Raw genomic sequence first — 18,327 nt, 5'->3', positions numbered from 1 at the left:
AAAATAGGGGTTAGGGGAGATTTGATTACGATGTTTATTTTTCGTATGGACTCCGTTTTTACTTCTGCCAAATCTCCCCCTCCCCTCTTTGCTAAAGAGGGGATGATCTCTAAGCATCGAATTTTAATGAAGAAAATAGCTGCCCCAGCGGGGCATAATTTATGCGTAACCTAGGGTAACAATCCTAGGAGGAAAATAATGATAAAACAAACAACCCAACAAATCGCCGAAATCCTTCATGCAAGGCTGTTTGGTGATGGTAATGTAACGGTATCGACAGTCAGTACTGATACGCGACAAGCGGTCGAAAATGGCTTGTTTTTTGCATTAAAAGGCGAAAAATTTGATGCACATGATTATGCAGAAAAAGCTGTTGAGCAAGGCTGTGTAGCACTCGTTGTTGAACGTGAATTGCCGATTGCGGTGCCGCAAATTATTGTGGCAGATACGCGATTAGCTTTAGGTCAATTAGCGAAATGGCTAAAAAGCACATTGAATCCTAAAACGGTTGCCATGACGGGCTCATCGGGTAAAACAACCGTGAAAGAGATGACTGCAAAAATCTTGCAAAAAACAGCCGCTTGTGAAGAGGACGTGCTTTATACTTTCGGCAATCTGAACAATGATTTAGGCGTGCCGATGACTTTATTACGCCTAACAGAACAACATAAATTTGCAGTTATCGAACTTGGTGCAAATCATATCGGCGAAATTGCTTATACTACTGCAATTGCACAACCCGATGCTTGCTTAGTGAATAATGTCGCCTCTGCTCACTTAGAGGGCTTTGGGTCGATTGAAGGCGTTGCGGCTGCGAAAGGCGAAATTTATCGAGGTCTCAAAGAAAACGGTAAAGCGATTATTAACCAAGCTTTTTATTATCCGCAATGGCGTAAAGAAATTGGTGATCATGAATTGCAATCTTTTAGCTATACCGGTTCAGACCAAGATTCTTATGCGGATTTTTGGGCAGAAAACGTCTCACTTAATTTGAACGGCTCAACTTTCATTTTGCATGCCTTTGAAGAGGAAATTGAAATCAATTTGCCTTATTTAGGCGCACATAATGTTTCTAATGCTCTAGCGGCAACCTCGTTAGCGATGGCAGTTGGCGCAAGTTTAGCGGATGTTAAAGCTGGGCTTGAACAGCGCTCACAAGTGAAAGGACGTTTATATCCTGTTGAAATTAACGAGCACTGTTTGCTGATTGATGATACTTACAATGCGAATGTTGATTCGATGAAATCAGCGATTTCTGTGCTGAAAAATTATCCAGCATTTCGTATTTTTGCGGTAGGTGATATGGCGGAGCTTGGCAATGAGAGTGCGCAATGTCATCAAGAAGTTGCAGATTTTGCGCAACAGGCAGGGTTAGATTTAATCGTCTCTTTTGGCAAAGAAAGTGCAGTAATTAGTGCTAATGCACAACATCATTTTACCGACAAGCAAACCATGAGCGATTTCTTGTTACCGATTATTTCGCAAAAAATTGCAGAAAAACAACCGCTTGTTTTATTGGCAAAAGGCTCTCGTAGCCAAAAAATGGAAACTTTGATTGCGGATTTATGCCGTGCTTTTCATATTCAATTTTAAGGATTTATTATGCTAGTTTGGCTTGCTGAATATCTTGTTCAGTTTAATACGGCGTTTAATGTCGTTTCTTATATTACTTTCCGTGCCATTATGGCGTTATTGACTGCTCTTGGCATTGGATTATGGATTGGGCCGACTGTTATTCGCCGTTTACAAGTATTAAAATTCGGGCAAGAAGTACGTAATGATGGGCCTGAAAGCCACTTCAAAAAACGCGGCACACCAACGATGGGCGGTGTGATGATTTTAGCCTCTATTGGTATTAGTACTGTGCTTTGGGCAGATTTACGCAACAGTTATGTTTGGTTTGTGTTGTTTGTTTTATTTGGTTATGGGATCGTCGGTTTTGTGGACGATTATTGGAAAATCAAACGTAAAAATACAGATGGTTTGATCGCACGTTGGAAATACTTTTGGTTGTCTGTGATTGCTTTAATTGCGGTATTTGGCATTTATGCAGTCGGAAAAGATACTGCATCAACCCAATTAGTTGTGCCGTTCTTTAAAGAGTTCATGCCACAGCTTGGCATTTTCTTTGTTATTCTTTCTTATTTTGTGATTGTGGGGACCAGTAATGCGGTTAACCTCACGGACGGTTTAGATGGTTTGGCAATCGTGCCAACCATTATGGTGGCAAGTGCATTCGCCTTAATCGCGTGGGCAACGGGGAATTACAATTTCGCTCAATACTTACATATTCCGTTCGTACAAAACGCAGGTGAACTCGTGATTTTATGTACCGCTATTGTGGGCGCAGGTTTGGGTTTCTTATGGTACAACACCTACCCTGCCCAAGTATTTATGGGAGATGTTGGCTCACTCTCATTAGGCGGTGCATTAGGCACGATAGCGGTATTGGTTCGCCAAGAATTATTGCTCGTGATTATGGGTGGCGTGTTTGTGGTAGAAGCCTTATCCGTTATTCTCCAAGTAGGATCTTATAAACTTCGTCAAAAACGTATTTTCCGCATGGCACCAATTCATCACCACTTTGAATTAAAAGGTTGGCCAGAGCCACGTGTTATTGTTCGTTTCTGGATTATTACTTTAATGCTGGTGTTAATTGGCTTGGTAACATTGAAATTACGTTAAGGTCAGTTGAGTAGGCTTTTTTCCACCAAAATATGATGAAAAATCAAAGGTGGGATAAAGCCTATTTTATCAATGAATAAACAGTTAGCCATAACGATGTGAAAAACAAGCGGGCAGATTTAGCAAAACGTTTGCAAAAGGATATGTAATGAAGAATAAAACGCTTTTAGTTTATACAGGTGTTGATTTAAATATGATGATTGCGGAAGGCGGATCGGGATATTAGAAATTAGGCGCTTCTTCTCTTCAACAAGTAGAATACTTGATTGCTTGTAAAAATTACACCAAAGATTGGGCAGTATCAGACAAAAATATCCCACAAGGCACAGCCTTTTTCATGGCTAAAGTGGCGGGATTTCAAAAAATGTTAGATGGGCAATATGAAGGCAGATATTTAATTACTTTCTCTGAATATGCAGAAATTCGTATTCCCAAAGCATGGCAAAAAATTTGTGTAAGAGGCTTACCTGCTGCTCGTTATCTTAATACGCATGACGTTTTGGCGGATTTAGCGATTGAACCTTCAAAACTAGCTTGGAAATCGTTTATTCCTGCTAAAAACACAAGCCCGCAGAGATAGTTATTTATACTCCTTAGCTTGCGGATAGTTGGGAAAGTAAGACAACAAAAAGAGAATAAAAAATGCAAAATCAATACGAAAATAAAACAGTAACGATTATAGGCTTGGGCAAAACGGGCTTATCTTGTGTCGATTTTTTTGCAGATAAAAATGCGAAAGTACAGGTGATTGATACCCGTGAGAAACCGGCTGGAATCGAACAATTATCCAAAGAAATTCCATTACATACAGGCGGATTAAATCTTGAGTGGCTACTCAATTCCGATTTAATCGTGATTAGTCCAGGGCTTGCATTGGCAACGCCTGAAATTCAGCAAGCGATTAACGCAGGCGTAGAAGTGGTGGGCGATATTGAGCTGTTCTGCCGTGAGGCAACTGCACCAATTATTGCCATCACAGGTTCAAATGGTAAGAGTACAGTCACAACATTAGTAACTGAGATGGCAAAGCAAGCGGGTATTAAAGTCGGAATGGGCGGCAATATCGGCGTGCCTGCATTAAGCTTGTTAAATGGTGATTATGCGCTTTATGTATTAGAGCTTTCAAGCTTCCAACTTGAAACGACTTCTTCACTCAAAGCGGTTGCGGCAACCGTACTGAATGTGAGTGAGGATCATATGGATAGATATGATTCGTTTGCAGATTATCGTGCAGCAAAACTTAAAATTTATAACAATGCAGAAAACGTCATTGTGAATGGCGAAGATCCCCAAACGTATCCTGAACAAGCGGTTAAAAAATTGATTCGTTTTGCAGAACACAATGCAGAATATAGCTTGCGAAATGGCGTACTTTATGCAGAAGAGACGGCGATTATTGGGACAAAACAGATGTTAATTCGTGGGCGTCACAATGAGATGAATGCGTTAGCTGCAATGGCGTTGGCTGATGCGGCGGGTATTCCCCGCGAAGGTATTGTGAAAGCACTGCAAGTTTATGGTGGGTTAGATCATCGTTTCCAAGCTGTACCAACGCATGATGGCGTGCGTTGGGTGAACGATTCCAAAGCGACTAATGTGGGCAGTACAGTGGCAGCGCTTAATGGTTTAGAAGTGGCAGGCACACTTTATTTATTATTAGGTGGCGATGGTAAAGCAGCTGATTTTTCAGAATTAAAACCATTAGTGAATAAACCGAATATCGTTTGCTATTGCTTCGGGCAAGATGGCGCTGAATTAGCCAAACTTTCTTCACAAAGTGTGTTGGTTGAAACGATGTATGAAGCGGTTGCTGCTATTCGTCCAAAATTAAAATCGGGCGATATGGTGTTGCTTTCTCCAGCTTGTGCAAGTTTAGATCAGTTTAAAAACTTTGAAGAACGTGGAACAGAATTTGTAAAATTAGCACAGGAAACGACCGCTTGATGTTAGAAAAAATAAAAAATGAGTGGGTAGAGTGGACGCGTTTGACCTCAACAACGGCATTATATGACCGTAGTTTGGTTTGGTTGTTTTTAAGCCTATTGGTGCTTGGGTTTGTGATGGTAACATCTGCCTCTATTCCTGTTAGTACCCGTTTAAATGATGACCCGTTTTATTTTGCGTTGCGTGATGGTGGCTACGTTATTGCATCGATTATTGCGTGTGCGTTTTTCGTCCAGATTAAAATTGAAACATGGGAAAAATACAATGTCTATTTATTAGCCATTTCTATTTTCTTTTTGATTTTAGTACTAGGCGTTGGGCGTGAAATCAATGGAGCAAAACGTTGGATTCCATTAGGAATTATGAATTTCCAGCCAGCAGAATTAGCGAAACTGGCGATAATTTGTTATTTCTCTAGTTTCTATGTGCGAAAATTTGATGAAATTCGTCAACAAAACTGGGGTTTCCTACGCCCAGCAATGGTGCTGGCTATTTTTGGTGTGTTATTGCTTAGCCAGCCAGATTTAGGCAGTACCTTTGTATTGGTTGTGCTCACGTTTTCCATGCTATTTATTATGGGGGCAAAGATTCGCCAATTTGTTTTCTTGATGATTGTGGCAGTTATGCTCTTTATGGGACTCATTGTGACTTCTGATTATCGAATGAAGCGAATGACCTCATTTATGGATCCCTTTGCGGATGCTTATGGAGATGGTTTCCAATTATCGAATTCTCAAATGGCATTTGGGCAAGGAGAATTCTGGGGGCAAGGATTAGGCAATTCTGTTCAAAAATTGGAATATTTACCTGAAGCCCATACTGACTTTGTCATGGCGGTAATTGGCGAAGAATTTGGATTTGTTGGCATTATTGCGGTGATTATTCTACTTATTTTGCTAACTGTTCGGGCGTTAAAAATTAGCCGAGAATCTTTGTTAATAGATGAACGTTTTAAAGGTTTTTGTGCTTTTGGCATTGCAATTTGGATTTTCTTACAAGGCTTTGTAAATTTAGGCGTAGCTTCTGGCTTCCTGCCAACGAAAGGATTGACCTTCCCATTAGTGAGTTATGGTGGATCGAGTTTAGTGATTATGTCGATGGCGATTGCAATTTTGTTACGGATCGATCATGAGAATCGTCTAATGCGAATAGGGCATGCGCACTTGAAAGAAAATGAATAAAATTAGCGGTTTGTTTACAAAAACAAACCGCTTTTCTTTTTCCGAAAAATACAATTTTCCTGTACAATATGACGAATTTGCCTAAAAAAGGCATCGTGCAAGAAAAAGAGAATAACAAATGGCAAAAAAATTATTAGTTATGGCAGGTGGTACTGGTGGACACGTTTTCCCTGCCATTGCTGTGGCACAAGCTTTGCAAGCACAAGGTTGGGATATTCGCTGGTTAGGCACCAAAGATCGGATGGAAGCGGATCTTGTGCCTAAACATGGTATTCCTATTGAATTTATTGAGATTTCAGGTATTCGTGGTAAAGGATTAGGCGCTTTATTAAAAGCCCCTTTTGCGATTTTTAAAGCCGTATTACAAGCTCGTAAAATCATTAAACAATATCAGCCAGATGCGGTATTGGGCATGGGCGGTTATGTTTCTGGCCCAGGTGGAATTGCGGCAAAACTTTGTGGTGTGCCAGTTATTTTACACGAGCAAAACGCCGTAGCAGGTTTAACGAATGTTTGGTTAGCCAAAATTGCTCGTCGCGTATTACAAGCCTTTCCGACAGCGTTTAAAGATGCTGAAGTAGTCGGAAATCCAGTTCGAGCTGATCTTTCCGCTTTACCCTCACCAATGGAGCGTTTTGCTGAGCGTGGTTATCCTATTAACATTTTAGTGATGGGCGGAAGCCAAGGGGCAAGAGTCATTAACCAAACGGTTCCCCAAGTTGTAGCAGCATTAGGAGCAAATGTTTTTGTGAGCCATCAAGTCGGACGGGGTAATTTAGCTGGTGTTGAAGAGATTTATCAACGAACTGGTAATGGTATGGCGGCTGAATTTATTGACGACATGGCAGCTGCTTATGCGTGGGCAGATTTAGTGATTTGTCGTTCGGGCGCTTTAACGGTTTGTGAAATTGCGGCCGCAGGCTTACCAGCTATTTTTGTGCCATTCCAGCATAAAGATCGTCAGCAATATTTAAATGCAACATACTTAGCGGATGCCAGTGCGGCAATTATTATTGAACAACCAGATTTTACCCCAGAAAATTTATATGCAGCGCTCGCGCCTTTAATTGCAGATAGATCTAAATTATTAGAAATGGCAATGCGTGCAAGAGAAAAATCAACGCCAATGGCAGCGGCGCGTGTTGCACAGGTCATTATTGAAGAAGCGAAATAATCAAGCAAAATCTTAAAATGGTAAGGAATTCAATCATGCAAAATTTCCAAGATAAAATTAAAAAGTTGGTGCCTGAAATGCGCCGTGTTAACCAAATTCATTTTATTGGTATCGGTGGTGCTGGGATGTCTGGTATTGCTGAGGTTTTATTAAATGAAGGCTATAAAATTTCAGGTTCTGATATTGCGGAAAGTGCAGTGACACAACGTTTAGCAAAAGCGGGTGCGACAGTATTTATTGGACATGCAGCAGAAAATACTCAAGGGGCAAGCGTAGTTGTTGCTTCAAGTGCCATTGATGATTCAAACCCAGAAGTGGCTGCAGCAAAAGCCGCGAGAATTCCGGTGATTCAACGAGCGCAAATGTTGGCAGAGATTATGCGATTCCGTCATGGTATTGCAGTTGCAGGTACGCATGGTAAAACGACGACCACGGCAATGATTTCGATGATTTATACTGAAGCAAAATTAGATCCAACATTCGTTAATGGCGGCTTGGTTAAATCTGCTGGTAAAAATGCGCACCTAGGGGCAAGTCGTTATCTTATTGCCGAAGCTGATGAAAGTGATGCCTCTTTCTTGCATTTGCAACCGATGGTTTCAGTTGTGACAAATATTGAGCCAGATCACATGGATACTTATGGCGGCGATTTTGAGAAAATGAAAGCGACTTACGTTAAATTTTTACGCAACTTGCCATTCTATGGTTTAGCCGTCATGTGTGCCGATGATGAAACTGTAATGGAAATTGCTCCGCAAGTTGGTCGCCAAGTGATGACATATGGCTTTAGTGAAAAAGCAGATTATCGAATTGAAGATTACCAACAAACGGGTTTCCAAGGGCATTATACGGTTGTTTGTCCAACCGGCGAGCGTATTGATGTGTTATTAAATGTTCCGGGGAAACATAATGCATTAAATGCTACCGCAGCATTAGCTGTAGCAAAAGAAGAAGGCATTGAAAATGAAGCAATTTTAGCTGCATTAGCAGATTTCCAAGGTGCAGGCAGACGCTTTGACCAACTTGGTTCATTTATTCGCCCGAATGGTAAAGTGATGTTAGTTGATGACTATGGTCATCATCCAACGGAAGTTGATGTGACGATTAAAGCAGCACGTCAAGGCTGGGAAGGTAAACGTGTGGTCATGGTATTCCAACCTCATCGATATTCGAGAACTCGCGATTTATTTGATGATTTTGTACAAGTTTTATCACAAGTTGATGCATTAGTGATGTTAGAAGTTTACGCCGCAGGCGAGGCGCCAATTGTTGGTGCAGACAGTAAATCACTTTGTCGTTCAATTCGTAACTTGGGTAAAGTTGATCCAATTTTAGTTTCGGATACGGAACAATTAGGCGATGTTTTAGATCAAATTATTCAAGATGGCGATTTAATTTTAGCGCAAGGTGCAGGTAGTGTGAGCCGTATTTCTCGTGGTTTAGCGGAAAGTTGGAAAGCTTAATTATGATCAAGCGGTGGCTTTTGCAAATATTTTTACAAATATCATCGCTTGTAGAAAGAATATAAATAGAGTAGATAAAATGAGCATTAAAAATGAAAAAATTGCCGTATTATTCGGTGGTATATCGCAAGAGCGTGAGGTTTCTTTAAATTCAGGTGCTGCGGTAACAGAAGCGTTAAAAAGCCTTGGTTATGATGTAGAAGGTATTGATACAAAATTTTTTCCAATTGAAAAATTAAAAGAAAAAGGGATTCAACGTGTATTTAATATTTTACATGGTGGCATTGGCGAGAATGGTGTATTACAAGGTGCGCTAGAGCAAATGGGGATTCCTTATACCGGCTGTGGTGTAATGGCATCAGCAATAACTTTAGATAAATTCCGTACTAAATTATTATGGCAAGCAGTAGGCTTACCAACTGCTGAAATGGTCGTAATTAAAAAAGGACAAGCGGTCAATTCTTCAGAAATTATTGCAAAATTAGGTTTGCCAGTATTTGTTAAGCCTTCTAGTGAAGGTTCAAGCGTGGGTGTGTTTAAAGTGAAAACTGAAGCTGAATTGCAACCTGCTATTGAAGCTGCGCTAGAATTCGATAATATTGTATTAGTTGAAGAGTTCCTGGCAGGGGCAGAATACTCTGTACCAGTGTTAGATGGCGAAGTTTTACCAGCCGTTCAAGTGATTCCGGAAGGCGAGTTTTATGACTATCACGCAAAATATATTTCAGATAACACTCAATATGTGGTACCAGCATTAAGTGACGAACGCCAAGCTGAAGTGGCTAAAATTGTAAAACAAGCGTTTGATGTAGTGGGTTGTCGTGGTTGGAGCCGTATTGATGTTATGGAAGATGCGAATGGGCAATTCCGTTTGGTAGAAGTGAATACCTGCCCGGGTATGACAAGTCATAGTATTTTCCCTAAATCAGCAAATACAGTTGGGCTTTCTTTTGAACAATTAGTTGAAAAGGTATTGGAGCTTAGCGCTTAATATGGCAATTTTTGGCAAGAAGAATAAACATAAAAATGTTCGCTTTAATACCCAAAAGGCGCCGAAAGCACCTAAAAAGTCTTTAGTTCGTGCGCAAAGGTTGGTATCTATTAAGCCACTGATTATGCTATTATGTTTTGCCTTAATGGTAATTGTTTATAGCAACTGGCAAAATTTATTGGATTCGTTAGATCGAACCCCAATTAGAGCTTATGCATTAACGAATAAAACGCAATTTACAACAAATGCTGATATTCGAGAAACTTTATCGAAATCTCCGACTCTAAAAGGATATTTCGGTCAAGATATTCAAGAAGTTAAAGATAAGTTATTGACAATTTCTTGGATAAAAGATGTGGTGGTACGGAAAGTCTATCCTGATCGTTTGAGTATTTCGCTAATTGAATACCAACCCGTTGCTATTTGGAACAATATCCAATATTTATCAGCACAAGGCGATGTATTTAGCTTGCCTGTTGATCGTTTTGATAAAACAGGGCTACCTGTTTTATTCGGCCCAGATAAAGAAAGTAAAATTGTGCTTTCGGCTTGGGATCATATCCAAGCAGATTTAAAAGCTAGGAATTTATCTTTAAAATCGCTTTCTATGGATAACCGGGGTTCTTGGGCAATTACATTGTCAAATAATGTAGAGCTTCGCCTTGGACGAGGAGAATGGACACCTAAAATCGATCGTTTTGTTACCATTTTCCCTAAAATTAATGTGCCGGAAGGACAACAATTGGCATATGTAGATTTACGTTATGAACACGGCGCTGCGGTTGGTTTCCGTCCATTATCACAATAAATAGCAAATATAGTAATCAAATAATATGACAAAAGTAGCAGAATCTCGAACGCTTGTAGGATTAGATATTGGCACATCAAAGGTTGTTGCCGTAGTAGGAGAAGTAAGACCTGATGGTGTTGTGACCGTGCTTGGTCGAGGAACAGCACTTTCTAGAGGGATTGATCGCGGAGGTGTAATTGATCTCGATGCCGCGGTAAGATCGATTGAAAGTGCGGTGGCTGAGGCTGAGTCTATGGCTGATTGCGACATCATGGGCGTGACCTTAGCAATTTCAGGGCAACATATTACGGCTTTAAATGAAAGTGGTACGGTGCCATTATCTGGTTTAGTGACACAAGAAGATATTGATTCAGCGCTTCATCTGGCTCGTTCAGTAAAACTGCCAGATGGGTTAGATATGTTACATATTATTCCGCAAGAGTATCGAGTTGATCATTTACCAGCAACAAAAAACCCATTAGGTTTATCTGGAATGCGTCTAAAAGCACAAGCGCATTTAATTGCTTGTCATCAAGATTGGAAGCGTAATCTGGTTAATGCAGTGGAGCGTGCAAAACTTAAAGTAGAAGACGAAAGTGGTTTAGTTTTCTCTGGTCTTGCATCAAGCTATTCTGTGTTAACAGATGATGAGAAAGAGCTTGGTGTTTGCTTAATTGATATTGGTGGCGGGACTATGGATATTTTAGTCTATACCGATGGCGCTTTGCGTTTTAGTAAAGTATTGCCATATGCAGGTAATAATGTTACCGATTATTTGGCGAACGTTTTTGCAACATCACGAGCGGAAGCCGAAAATATTAAAATTAAATATGGTAGTGCAATTAGTCCTCCAACGCATCATGCTGATCAAAAAATTGAAGTAATTGGTTTAGCGGGAACCATGCGTAGAGGTTTTACTCGGGAACAAGTTGCGGAAGTAACAAGTCAATGTTATACCGATTTATTTAAAGTTGTTGAGCATGAATTGATGCAATTACGACAAGATCTGTTCCAAAAAGGCATAAAACACGATTTAATTGCAGGATTTGTATTAACTGGCGGTGGCTCACAGATTGAAGATGTTGTAAAATGTGCTGAAAATGTCTTCGGTTCTCATGTTAGAGTTGGCAATCCTTTAAACATTGAAGGGCTAACCGATTATGTAAGTAAACCACAGTATGCAACCGTTTTAGGGCTTTTACAGTACAATCACCACAATACAATGCCTAATATGAAAGGCGTATCTGTACCTAAACCAGTTAGTGGTATTTGGGAAGCTGTTAAATATGCTGTTGAAAAAACAGCGACATATGTCAAAAAAAGTTTTTAATTATTTATGATGTTGGCGATTCGTCGACTCTTTAGGGAGATAAAAAACATGTTCGAACCTATTTTCGAATCTACACCTGATGCAATCATTAAGGTTATTGGTGTTGGTGGCGGTGGCGGTAATGCCCTAAACCATATGGTAACAAGCAGTCATGAGATGGATATTGGTAGCGTTGAGTTTTTCTCTGTGAATACAGATGCTCAAGTTTTACGTACTAGTTCTGTTCGTCAAACCATCCAAATTGGTGCTGGAATTACTAAAGGTTTAGGTGCCGGCGCAGATCCGAATGTAGGTTATCAAGCAGCTGAAGAAGACCGCGATGCATTAAGTAGCATGGTTGCAGGTGCTGACATGGTGTTTATCGCAGCTGGTATGGGTGGTGGTACAGGTACTGGTGCTGCTCCAGTGATTGCAGAAATCGCAAAAAGCCAAGGGGCATTAACAGTTGGTATCGTAACTAAACCATTTAATTTTGAAGGTAGAAAGCGTACAGCTTATGCTGAGCAAGGTATCAAAGAGCTTTCAAAGCATGTTGATTCTCTTATTATCATTCAAAATGAAAAATTATTAAAAGTTCTCCCTAAAAATATTAAATTTAAAGAAGCCTTTAGCGTAGCAGATAATGTATTACGTAATGCTGTATTAGGTATTACTGATATGATTACGAAAGAAGGTTTAGTCAACGTTGACTTTGCAGACGTAAAACGCGTAATGTCTGAAATGGGACGTGCAATGATGGGTACAGGTCTTGCAGAAGGTGAAGGCCGTGCAGAGCGAGCAGCAATTGAAGCGGTTGCAAGTCCATTATTAGAAGATGTAGATTTATCTGGCGCGAAAGGTATTCTTGTGAATATCTCTTCAAGCGACGATTTAGAGTTAGCTGAAGTAAATACTATTGTAGAATACATCACTGAAGCGGTTGACCCTGATGCAACCATTATTGTGGGTTCAACTTTCTATCCAGAAATGGAAGGCCAAATTCGTGTTACATTAGTCGCGACAGGTTTAGGTCAAACTGAAGAGTTACTAATGCCACGTAATACAATGTTAAACACCCAACAACATGTACAAGCAGCTGATCCACGCGTTGCAACCAATAGTGTTAGTCAAACTAATACATTAGGTGGTTTCCAACAACAGTCTGTAGCGTCTCAATCAGTACAACCTGGTTTTAATAATCAGGCTTATGGGCAACAAGCACAGCAGGCTCAACCAAGTCAATTTGGTCAGCCAGCACAACAAACAACACCAAGACCACAACAAGTGGATCCAGCTGGGTTGTTTTCACCGGGTTCAATTCCAGGCTTCATGAAAGGCCGTTAATTAAGATTTAGCCGGTGTATATAGGATATACATATGATTAAACAAAGAACATTAAAGCAAGCAACTAAAGTAACCGGTATCGGTTTGCATAGTGGTAAGAAGGTAACCTTAACATTACGTCCAGCACCGGCGAATACAGGGATTATCTATGCAAGAACGGATTTAGAGCCTGCGGTATATTTTCCAGCAAGTGCAGAATCTATTCGTGATACTCAACTTTGTACTTGCATGATCAACGATGATGGTGTTCGTATTTCAACAGTCGAGCACTTAAATGCAGCAATGGCAGCATTGGGACTAGATAACCTCATTGTGGAGGTTGATGCGCCTGAAATTCCAATTATGGATGGTAGCGCAAGTCCGTTTATTTATCTTTTACTAGATGCAGGTATTGAAGAGCAAAATGCGGCGAAAAAATTTATTCGCATTAAAGAGACTGTACGAGTAGAAGAAGGGGACAAATGGGCAGAAATTAGACCTTATGCGCATGGATTAAAATTAGATTTTACAATTGATTTTAATCATCCGATGATTAGTAAATCAGTATGTAATTTCAAAATGGATCTTTCTGCTGAAAACTTTATTCAGAAAATTAGCCGAGCAAGAACCTTTACTTTCATGAAAGATGTTGAATATCTTCAATCTATTGGTTTAGCATTGGGTGGCAGTTTAGATAATGCTATCGTATTAGATGAATATCGTATTCTCAATGAAGAAGGCTTACGCTATAAAGATGAGCTAGTTAAGCATAAAATGCTAGATTCAGTGGGCGATCTCTTCATGTGTGGTTACAATATTTTAGGTGATTTCCGTGCTTATAAATCAGGGCATGGTGTAAATAACAAATTACTACGCGCTATTTTAGCTAATGAAAATGCGTGGGAATTTGTGACCTTTGAAGACAAAGAAAGCGCACCGGCAGGTTATCGAATTAGCGAGCAAGTCCTAATTTAGTCAATCATATCTTAATGGGTTAGGGTTAAATGCCTTAACCCATTTTTATTTTCTCTTAAATAACATATTCGCTTTTTATTTAAGCCAGTGGGGTTTTCCAATGCAACCTAAAGCAAAATTTAGAAAAGATTATCAAGCACCTGATTTTACAGTTAACGACATTTATTTAGATATTCAGTTAGATGCAGATAGAACTTTTGTGACATCAACTTTAAAAGTTGAACGTAAAAAAGTCGGCGCAAAAACGCTTCGTTTAGATGGACATAGTTTTGATTTTCTCGCATTGAAAGTTAATGGCGTAGCTTATTTGCAATATCAAAAAGATGATGAAGCGTTAACTATTGATGTGTCTGATTTAGCGGATCAATTTGAACTACAAATTGAAACTGCTTTAAATCCAAGCCAAAATACTTCGCTACAAGGTCTATATCAATCGGGTGAAGGCATTTGTACACAGTGTGAGGCAGAAGGATTTAGACAAATCACCTATATGCTTGATAGACCAGATGTTTTAGCAAAATATCGGACAAAAATAACCGCTTCTAAAACCAAATATCCGTATTTACTTTCTAACGGCAATCGTATTGCACAAGGAGAACTAGCGGATGGCCGTCATTGGGTAGAATGGGAAGATCCATTTTTCAAACCAAGCTATCTATTTGCATTAGTCGCAGGCGATTTTGATCTCCTTGAAGATAAATTTATCACTAAAAGTGGACGTGAGGTTGCGTTAGAAATTTATGTCGATCGCGGTAATTTAGATCGTGCAGGCTGGGCAATGGAAAGCCTAAAACGTGCGATGAAATGGGACGAAGAACGTTTTGGTTTAGAATACGATTTAGACATTTATATGATCGTTGCCGTAGATTTCTTTAATATGGGCGCGATGGAGAATAAAGGTTTAAATATCTTCAACTCTAAGTTTGTATTAGCAAAACCAGAAACCGCTACGGATGAAGATTATCTTAATATCGAAAGCGTGATTGCACATGAATATTTCCATAACTGGACGGGCAACCGTATTACTTGTCGAGATTGGTTCCAGTTAAGCTTAAAAGAAGGGTTAACTGTTTTTAGAGATCAAGAATTTACTTCTGATCTTTGGTCTCGTTCGGCAAAACGTATTGAAGATGTTCGTTTATTGCGTACTGTCCAATTTGCTGAAGATGCAAGCCCAATGGCGCATCCAATTCGCCCAGAAAAAGTGATCGAAATGAATAACTTCTATACTGTCACTGTTTATGAAAAAGGGGCGGAAGTGATTCGCATGATTCATACTTTATTAGGTGAAGAGCTATTCCAAAAAGGCATGCAGTTATATGTTGCAGAAAACGATGGAAAAGCAGCAACTTGTGAAGATTTTGTGTCAGCAATGGAGCGTGTTTCAAACATTGATTTAACACAATTCCGTCGTTGGTATAGCCAATCAGGTACGCCTGAATTAACTGTGCGTGATGAGTACGATGAAAATACGCAATGCTATCGTTTGCATATTAGCCAGCTTACTGAACCAACAGCTGATCAATTAGAGAAATTAAATTTACATATTCCGGTTAAATTAGCGTTATATGGTGAAACAAGCGGTCAAAAAATTCCGTTAATTGACAAAAATGGTTCAGTAGGGGATGTGTTAAGTTTGACTCAAGCACAGCAAACTTTTGAGTTTTACCATGTTAGTGAACGCCCAATTCCTGCATTATTAGCGGATTTCTCTGCACCAGTTCGATTAAGTTATGATTATACTACAGCACAGTTAATCCGTTTATTAACTTGCGTCGAGAATGATTTTAGCCGTTGGGATATGATCCAAACCTTGTTCAATCGTGAGTTACGCGAAAACTTATTTAACTACCATCAAGGTGACTTGATGCAGTTTAATATGGACTTTTTGGAAGCACTCAAAGTGCTTATGGATGATGAGAAAGTCGATACTGGCTTAAAAGCATTGATGTTAACTTTACCAAAAGAAACAGAGTTTGCTGAACAGTTCAAAATTATCGATCCACAAGGTATCGCAGTCGTTCGCCAATATCTATTAGAATCGATTGCAACAGCTTGCCAAGATCGTTTATTCCGTTTATATCAAGAAAATCAATGCGGTGCTTATCGTGTTGTTGCAGAAGATATTGATAAACGTGCATTACGAAATGTTTGTCTTTCTTATCTAGCTTTTACTGATCAAGGCGAGGAATTGGTAAGTTCTCATTATGAACAAGCGGACAATATGACTGATACATTAGCAGCATTAACTGCTGCAACGAAAGCACAGTTAGCTTGTCAAGAAGAACTACTAGCAGACTTTGAAGCACAATGGAGTCATGACGGTTTAGTTATGGATAAATGGTTTGCATTGCAAGCAACAAGACCGGATGACGACGTTTTAGCGATAGTTGAGAAATTAATGGCTCATCCAAGCTTTAATTTTAATAACCCGAATCGTGTTAGAGCGCTTGTCGGTGCTTTTGCAAGCCAAAACCCGAAAGCTTTCCATGCTGTTGATGGCTCTGGTTATCGCTTTTTAGTAGAAGTCTTGATTAAATTGAATGAAAGCAACCCGCAAGTTGCTGCACGTTTAATTGAACCTTTAATTAAACTTTCTCGCTATGATAATCAACGTCAAACCTTAATGCGCAGAGGGCTAGAACGATTAAAAGGCCTAGATAATTTAGCGCGTGATTTATTTGAAAAAATAGAAAAAGCTTTATTATAATTTAGGCGAAAACACCAAAGGGTAAAACATTAGTCGTATGTTTTACCCTTTTTCCTAATTTTCTGCTCATTGATAATAATAAGAAATGCTATGAAAAAATATTTTTTAATGACGCTCTCATATTTGGTATTGCTAAATAATGCTTATGCAAAAGCAATTGAAGTATTTAACCCTTGCACACAAGAACAGGTTGTACTTGCACAAATATTATCAAATAAAAATATTTTGCTAGATAAAACAGTAAGTTTAAACGACACTAAGATGTTTCTCATTTCTTATTTAGACCAATCTGGTGAGATTTGTATGCAGAAAAGATATGATGTCTTTTTTAAGAAAAATGGTGAGTATATTTATACTACGAAATTATTTGATGAGTTAGATGAAGTTTTTCCTAGCATAGATGTAGAAAATGACATGTTTATCATAGATTTGGAATATGGAAACGGACAGGCTAATCTTGAAAGGTATTATTTGAAGCCTTCTGGAAATAATATTTTCTTAATCGCTAAAGAAAACTTAGAGACTCGAAATGGGAAAGGTAGGAAAACTCAATTTGATAAAAAAGATATTTCTTCTGTTAAGTTTTCAAAGTTTATTAACACTGATTAGATAATTAAAAAACCTTGTTAAAACAAGGTTTTTTAAAATTCAGAAAAATTAGATTTTTTTCACATTTGCTGCAGAAGCACCGCGATCTGAAGCTTGAACTTCAAATTCTACTTTCGCGCCTTCTTCTAAGGTACGGTAACCGCCGTTGTTTTCGATTGCAGAGAAGTGAACAAACACATCTTCGCCACCTTGATCTGGTGCGATAAAACCAAAGCCTTTGGTTGCGTTAAACCATTTTACTGTACCTGTTTGTTTAGACATAACATTTTCCTTTTTAAAAATAATCAATATGCTCAACGAGAGCGGATGGAACTACTCAGAACGCTCTGGAAAATAGAGATGAAAAAAGAGAACACATTAACGCAACGAAAAGCTTGTTGATTAGACCATTTATCCCCTACTAAAGCAATCAATATTTTTGCTTTTGGTCAGTTTTGACGATTTAGGGAACTTTTTAACGAAACTTCTGCCCCAATAGCGTGAAAATGATAGACTCTCCTAATCAAATAAAATATAGTAGAGACTTTTAATTAAGCGCGTTTTAGGGCGTTTTAGCAAACCAAATTTTTACACCAAAAATGGAAAAATTATGTCAGAACAAGAATTAGAAACCCAAGTATCACAACAGCCATCAGAAAACCAACCGGCTGCAGGTGCAACCAATAAAGTTAACCCTCCAACCAAAGAAGTTATTGCCTATTTAGCACAAAAATTCCCACTTTGCTTTAGTTTAGAAGGTAAAGCTAAGCCATTAAAAGTAGGTTTATTCCAAGATTTAGCCGAAGCACTTGCTGATGATGAAACGGTAAGTAAAACACAACTTCGTCAAGTATTACGTGCTTATACGATGAGCTGGCGCTATTTGGCTTGCTGTCAAGAAAATGCAGTACGTGTTGGCTTACAAGGTGAAGAAGCTGGTGTAGTCGATGCTCAACAAGCAGAACACGCAGCACAAAGTTTAGCGCAAGCGAAAGAAGCTTTTAACGCACGTAAAGCAGAACAACGTAAAGCACAGCGTAAAGAATCATTTAAAAAGAAAGCGAGTGAACAAGCTAAAAAACGCCCATTCAATAAAGTGAAAAAACCACAAAACGCACAAAATAATGGAAAAGCTTCTGCAGAAAGCCTTGCAGCATTAGCCACCAAATTTGGTCGTTAATGCAATCAAGCGGT

16 protein-coding genes are annotated in these 18,327 nt (G+C 39.1%); 15 read left to right on the top strand and 1 reads right to left on the bottom strand.

Translation table 11 applies throughout. The features are described from left to right. Window positions 1-198: 198 nt before the first annotated feature. The 14 genes from murF (at window position 199) to HSP_RS0109435 (ending at window position 17,154) form a co-directional block, all read left to right on the top strand. Window positions 199-1,593: a UDP-N-acetylmuramoyl-tripeptide--D-alanyl-D-alanine ligase gene (gene murF / locus HSP_RS0109500; protein ID WP_010129969.1), complete on the top strand. Its 1,395-nt coding sequence runs from the start codon at window positions 199-201 to the stop codon at window positions 1,591-1,593. Window positions 1,594-1,602: 9 nt separating this feature from the next. Next, window positions 1,603-2,685 carry a phospho-N-acetylmuramoyl-pentapeptide-transferase gene (gene mraY / locus HSP_RS0109495; protein ID WP_007526294.1) on the top strand — a complete coding sequence of 361 codons (1,083 nt, stop codon included), beginning with the start codon at window positions 1,603-1,605 and terminating at the stop codon, window positions 2,683-2,685. A gap of 262 nt (window positions 2,686-2,947) precedes the next feature. Beyond that, entirely contained in the window at window positions 2,948-3,265 is a 318-nt protein-coding gene (locus tag HSP_RS0109490; RefSeq protein ID WP_007526288.1) for a hypothetical protein, read from the top strand. A gap of 62 nt (window positions 3,266-3,327) precedes the next feature. Then, window positions 3,328-4,629, top strand: coding sequence for a UDP-N-acetylmuramoyl-L-alanine--D-glutamate ligase (gene murD / locus HSP_RS0109485; protein ID WP_007526323.1), 1,302 nt, complete (start codon window positions 3,328-3,330; stop codon window positions 4,627-4,629). Further along, window positions 4,629-5,810, top strand: a complete 1,182-nt coding sequence (gene ftsW, locus HSP_RS0109480) for a putative lipid II flippase FtsW (protein ID WP_010129967.1) — start codon at window positions 4,629-4,631, stop codon at window positions 5,808-5,810. Before murD ends, ftsW begins: the two co-directional genes overlap by 1 nt. Before the next feature lie 118 nt (window positions 5,811-5,928). Beyond that, window positions 5,929-6,984 (top strand): undecaprenyldiphospho-muramoylpentapeptide beta-N-acetylglucosaminyltransferase, encoded by a 1,056-nt coding sequence (gene murG / locus HSP_RS0109475; RefSeq protein ID WP_010129966.1) that lies wholly within the window; start codon window positions 5,929-5,931, stop codon window positions 6,982-6,984. A 35-nt stretch (window positions 6,985-7,019) separates the two neighbouring features. Beyond that, the gene (murC, locus tag HSP_RS0109470; RefSeq protein WP_010129965.1) at window positions 7,020-8,447 is read left to right on the top strand and encodes a UDP-N-acetylmuramate--L-alanine ligase; all 1,428 of its coding nucleotides are present in this window, start codon (window positions 7,020-7,022) and stop codon (window positions 8,445-8,447) included. Between the two features lie 79 nt (window positions 8,448-8,526). Then, entirely contained in the window at window positions 8,527-9,438 is a 912-nt protein-coding gene (locus HSP_RS0109465; RefSeq protein ID WP_010129964.1) for a D-alanine--D-alanine ligase, read from the top strand. Window position 9,439: 1 nt separating this feature from the next. Continuing rightward, window positions 9,440-10,246 (top strand): cell division protein FtsQ/DivIB, encoded by an 807-nt coding sequence (locus tag HSP_RS0109460; RefSeq protein ID WP_010129963.1) that lies wholly within the window; start codon window positions 9,440-9,442, stop codon window positions 10,244-10,246. 25 nt (window positions 10,247-10,271) lie between these two features. Next, window positions 10,272-11,558 (top strand): cell division protein FtsA, encoded by a 1,287-nt coding sequence (gene ftsA, locus HSP_RS0109455; RefSeq protein WP_007526369.1) that lies wholly within the window; start codon window positions 10,272-10,274, stop codon window positions 11,556-11,558. A gap of 48 nt (window positions 11,559-11,606) precedes the next feature. Then, window positions 11,607-12,881 carry a cell division protein FtsZ gene (gene ftsZ / locus HSP_RS0109450; RefSeq protein ID WP_007526345.1) on the top strand — a complete coding sequence of 425 codons (1,275 nt, stop codon included), beginning with the start codon at window positions 11,607-11,609 and terminating at the stop codon, window positions 12,879-12,881. Between the two features lie 33 nt (window positions 12,882-12,914). Further along, window positions 12,915-13,835: a UDP-3-O-acyl-N-acetylglucosamine deacetylase gene (lpxC, locus tag HSP_RS0109445; protein ID WP_007526392.1), complete on the top strand. Its 921-nt coding sequence runs from the start codon at window positions 12,915-12,917 to the stop codon at window positions 13,833-13,835. Window positions 13,836-13,935: 100 nt separating this feature from the next. After that, entirely contained in the window at window positions 13,936-16,545 is a 2,610-nt protein-coding gene (gene pepN / locus HSP_RS0109440) for an aminopeptidase N (RefSeq protein WP_007526403.1), read from the top strand. A gap of 90 nt (window positions 16,546-16,635) precedes the next feature. Next, on the top strand, window positions 16,636-17,154 hold the full coding sequence (locus HSP_RS0109435) for a hypothetical protein (RefSeq protein WP_007526291.1): 519 nt from the start codon (window positions 16,636-16,638) through the stop codon (window positions 17,152-17,154). 48 nt (window positions 17,155-17,202) lie between these two features. Here HSP_RS0109435 and HSP_RS0109430 read toward each other — a convergent pair whose 3' ends face one another. Next, window positions 17,203-17,415 (bottom strand): cold-shock protein, encoded by a 213-nt coding sequence (locus HSP_RS0109430; RefSeq protein WP_007526405.1) that lies wholly within the window; start codon window positions 17,413-17,415, stop codon window positions 17,203-17,205. A 328-nt stretch (window positions 17,416-17,743) separates the two neighbouring features. Here HSP_RS0109430 and proQ point away from each other — a divergent pair, with 328 nt between their 5' ends. Continuing rightward, window positions 17,744-18,313 carry an RNA chaperone ProQ gene (gene proQ, locus HSP_RS0109425; protein WP_007526350.1) on the top strand — a complete coding sequence of 190 codons (570 nt, stop codon included), beginning with the start codon at window positions 17,744-17,746 and terminating at the stop codon, window positions 18,311-18,313. Window positions 18,314-18,327: the final 14 nt, after the last annotated feature.

Origin of the sequence: Haemophilus sputorum CCUG 13788 (assembly GCF_000238795.1) — a bacterium.
GTDB classification, from domain to species: domain Bacteria; phylum Pseudomonadota; class Gammaproteobacteria; order Enterobacterales; family Pasteurellaceae; genus Haemophilus_A; species Haemophilus_A sputorum.
This window is presented reverse-complemented; position numbering and strand designations above follow the sequence as displayed.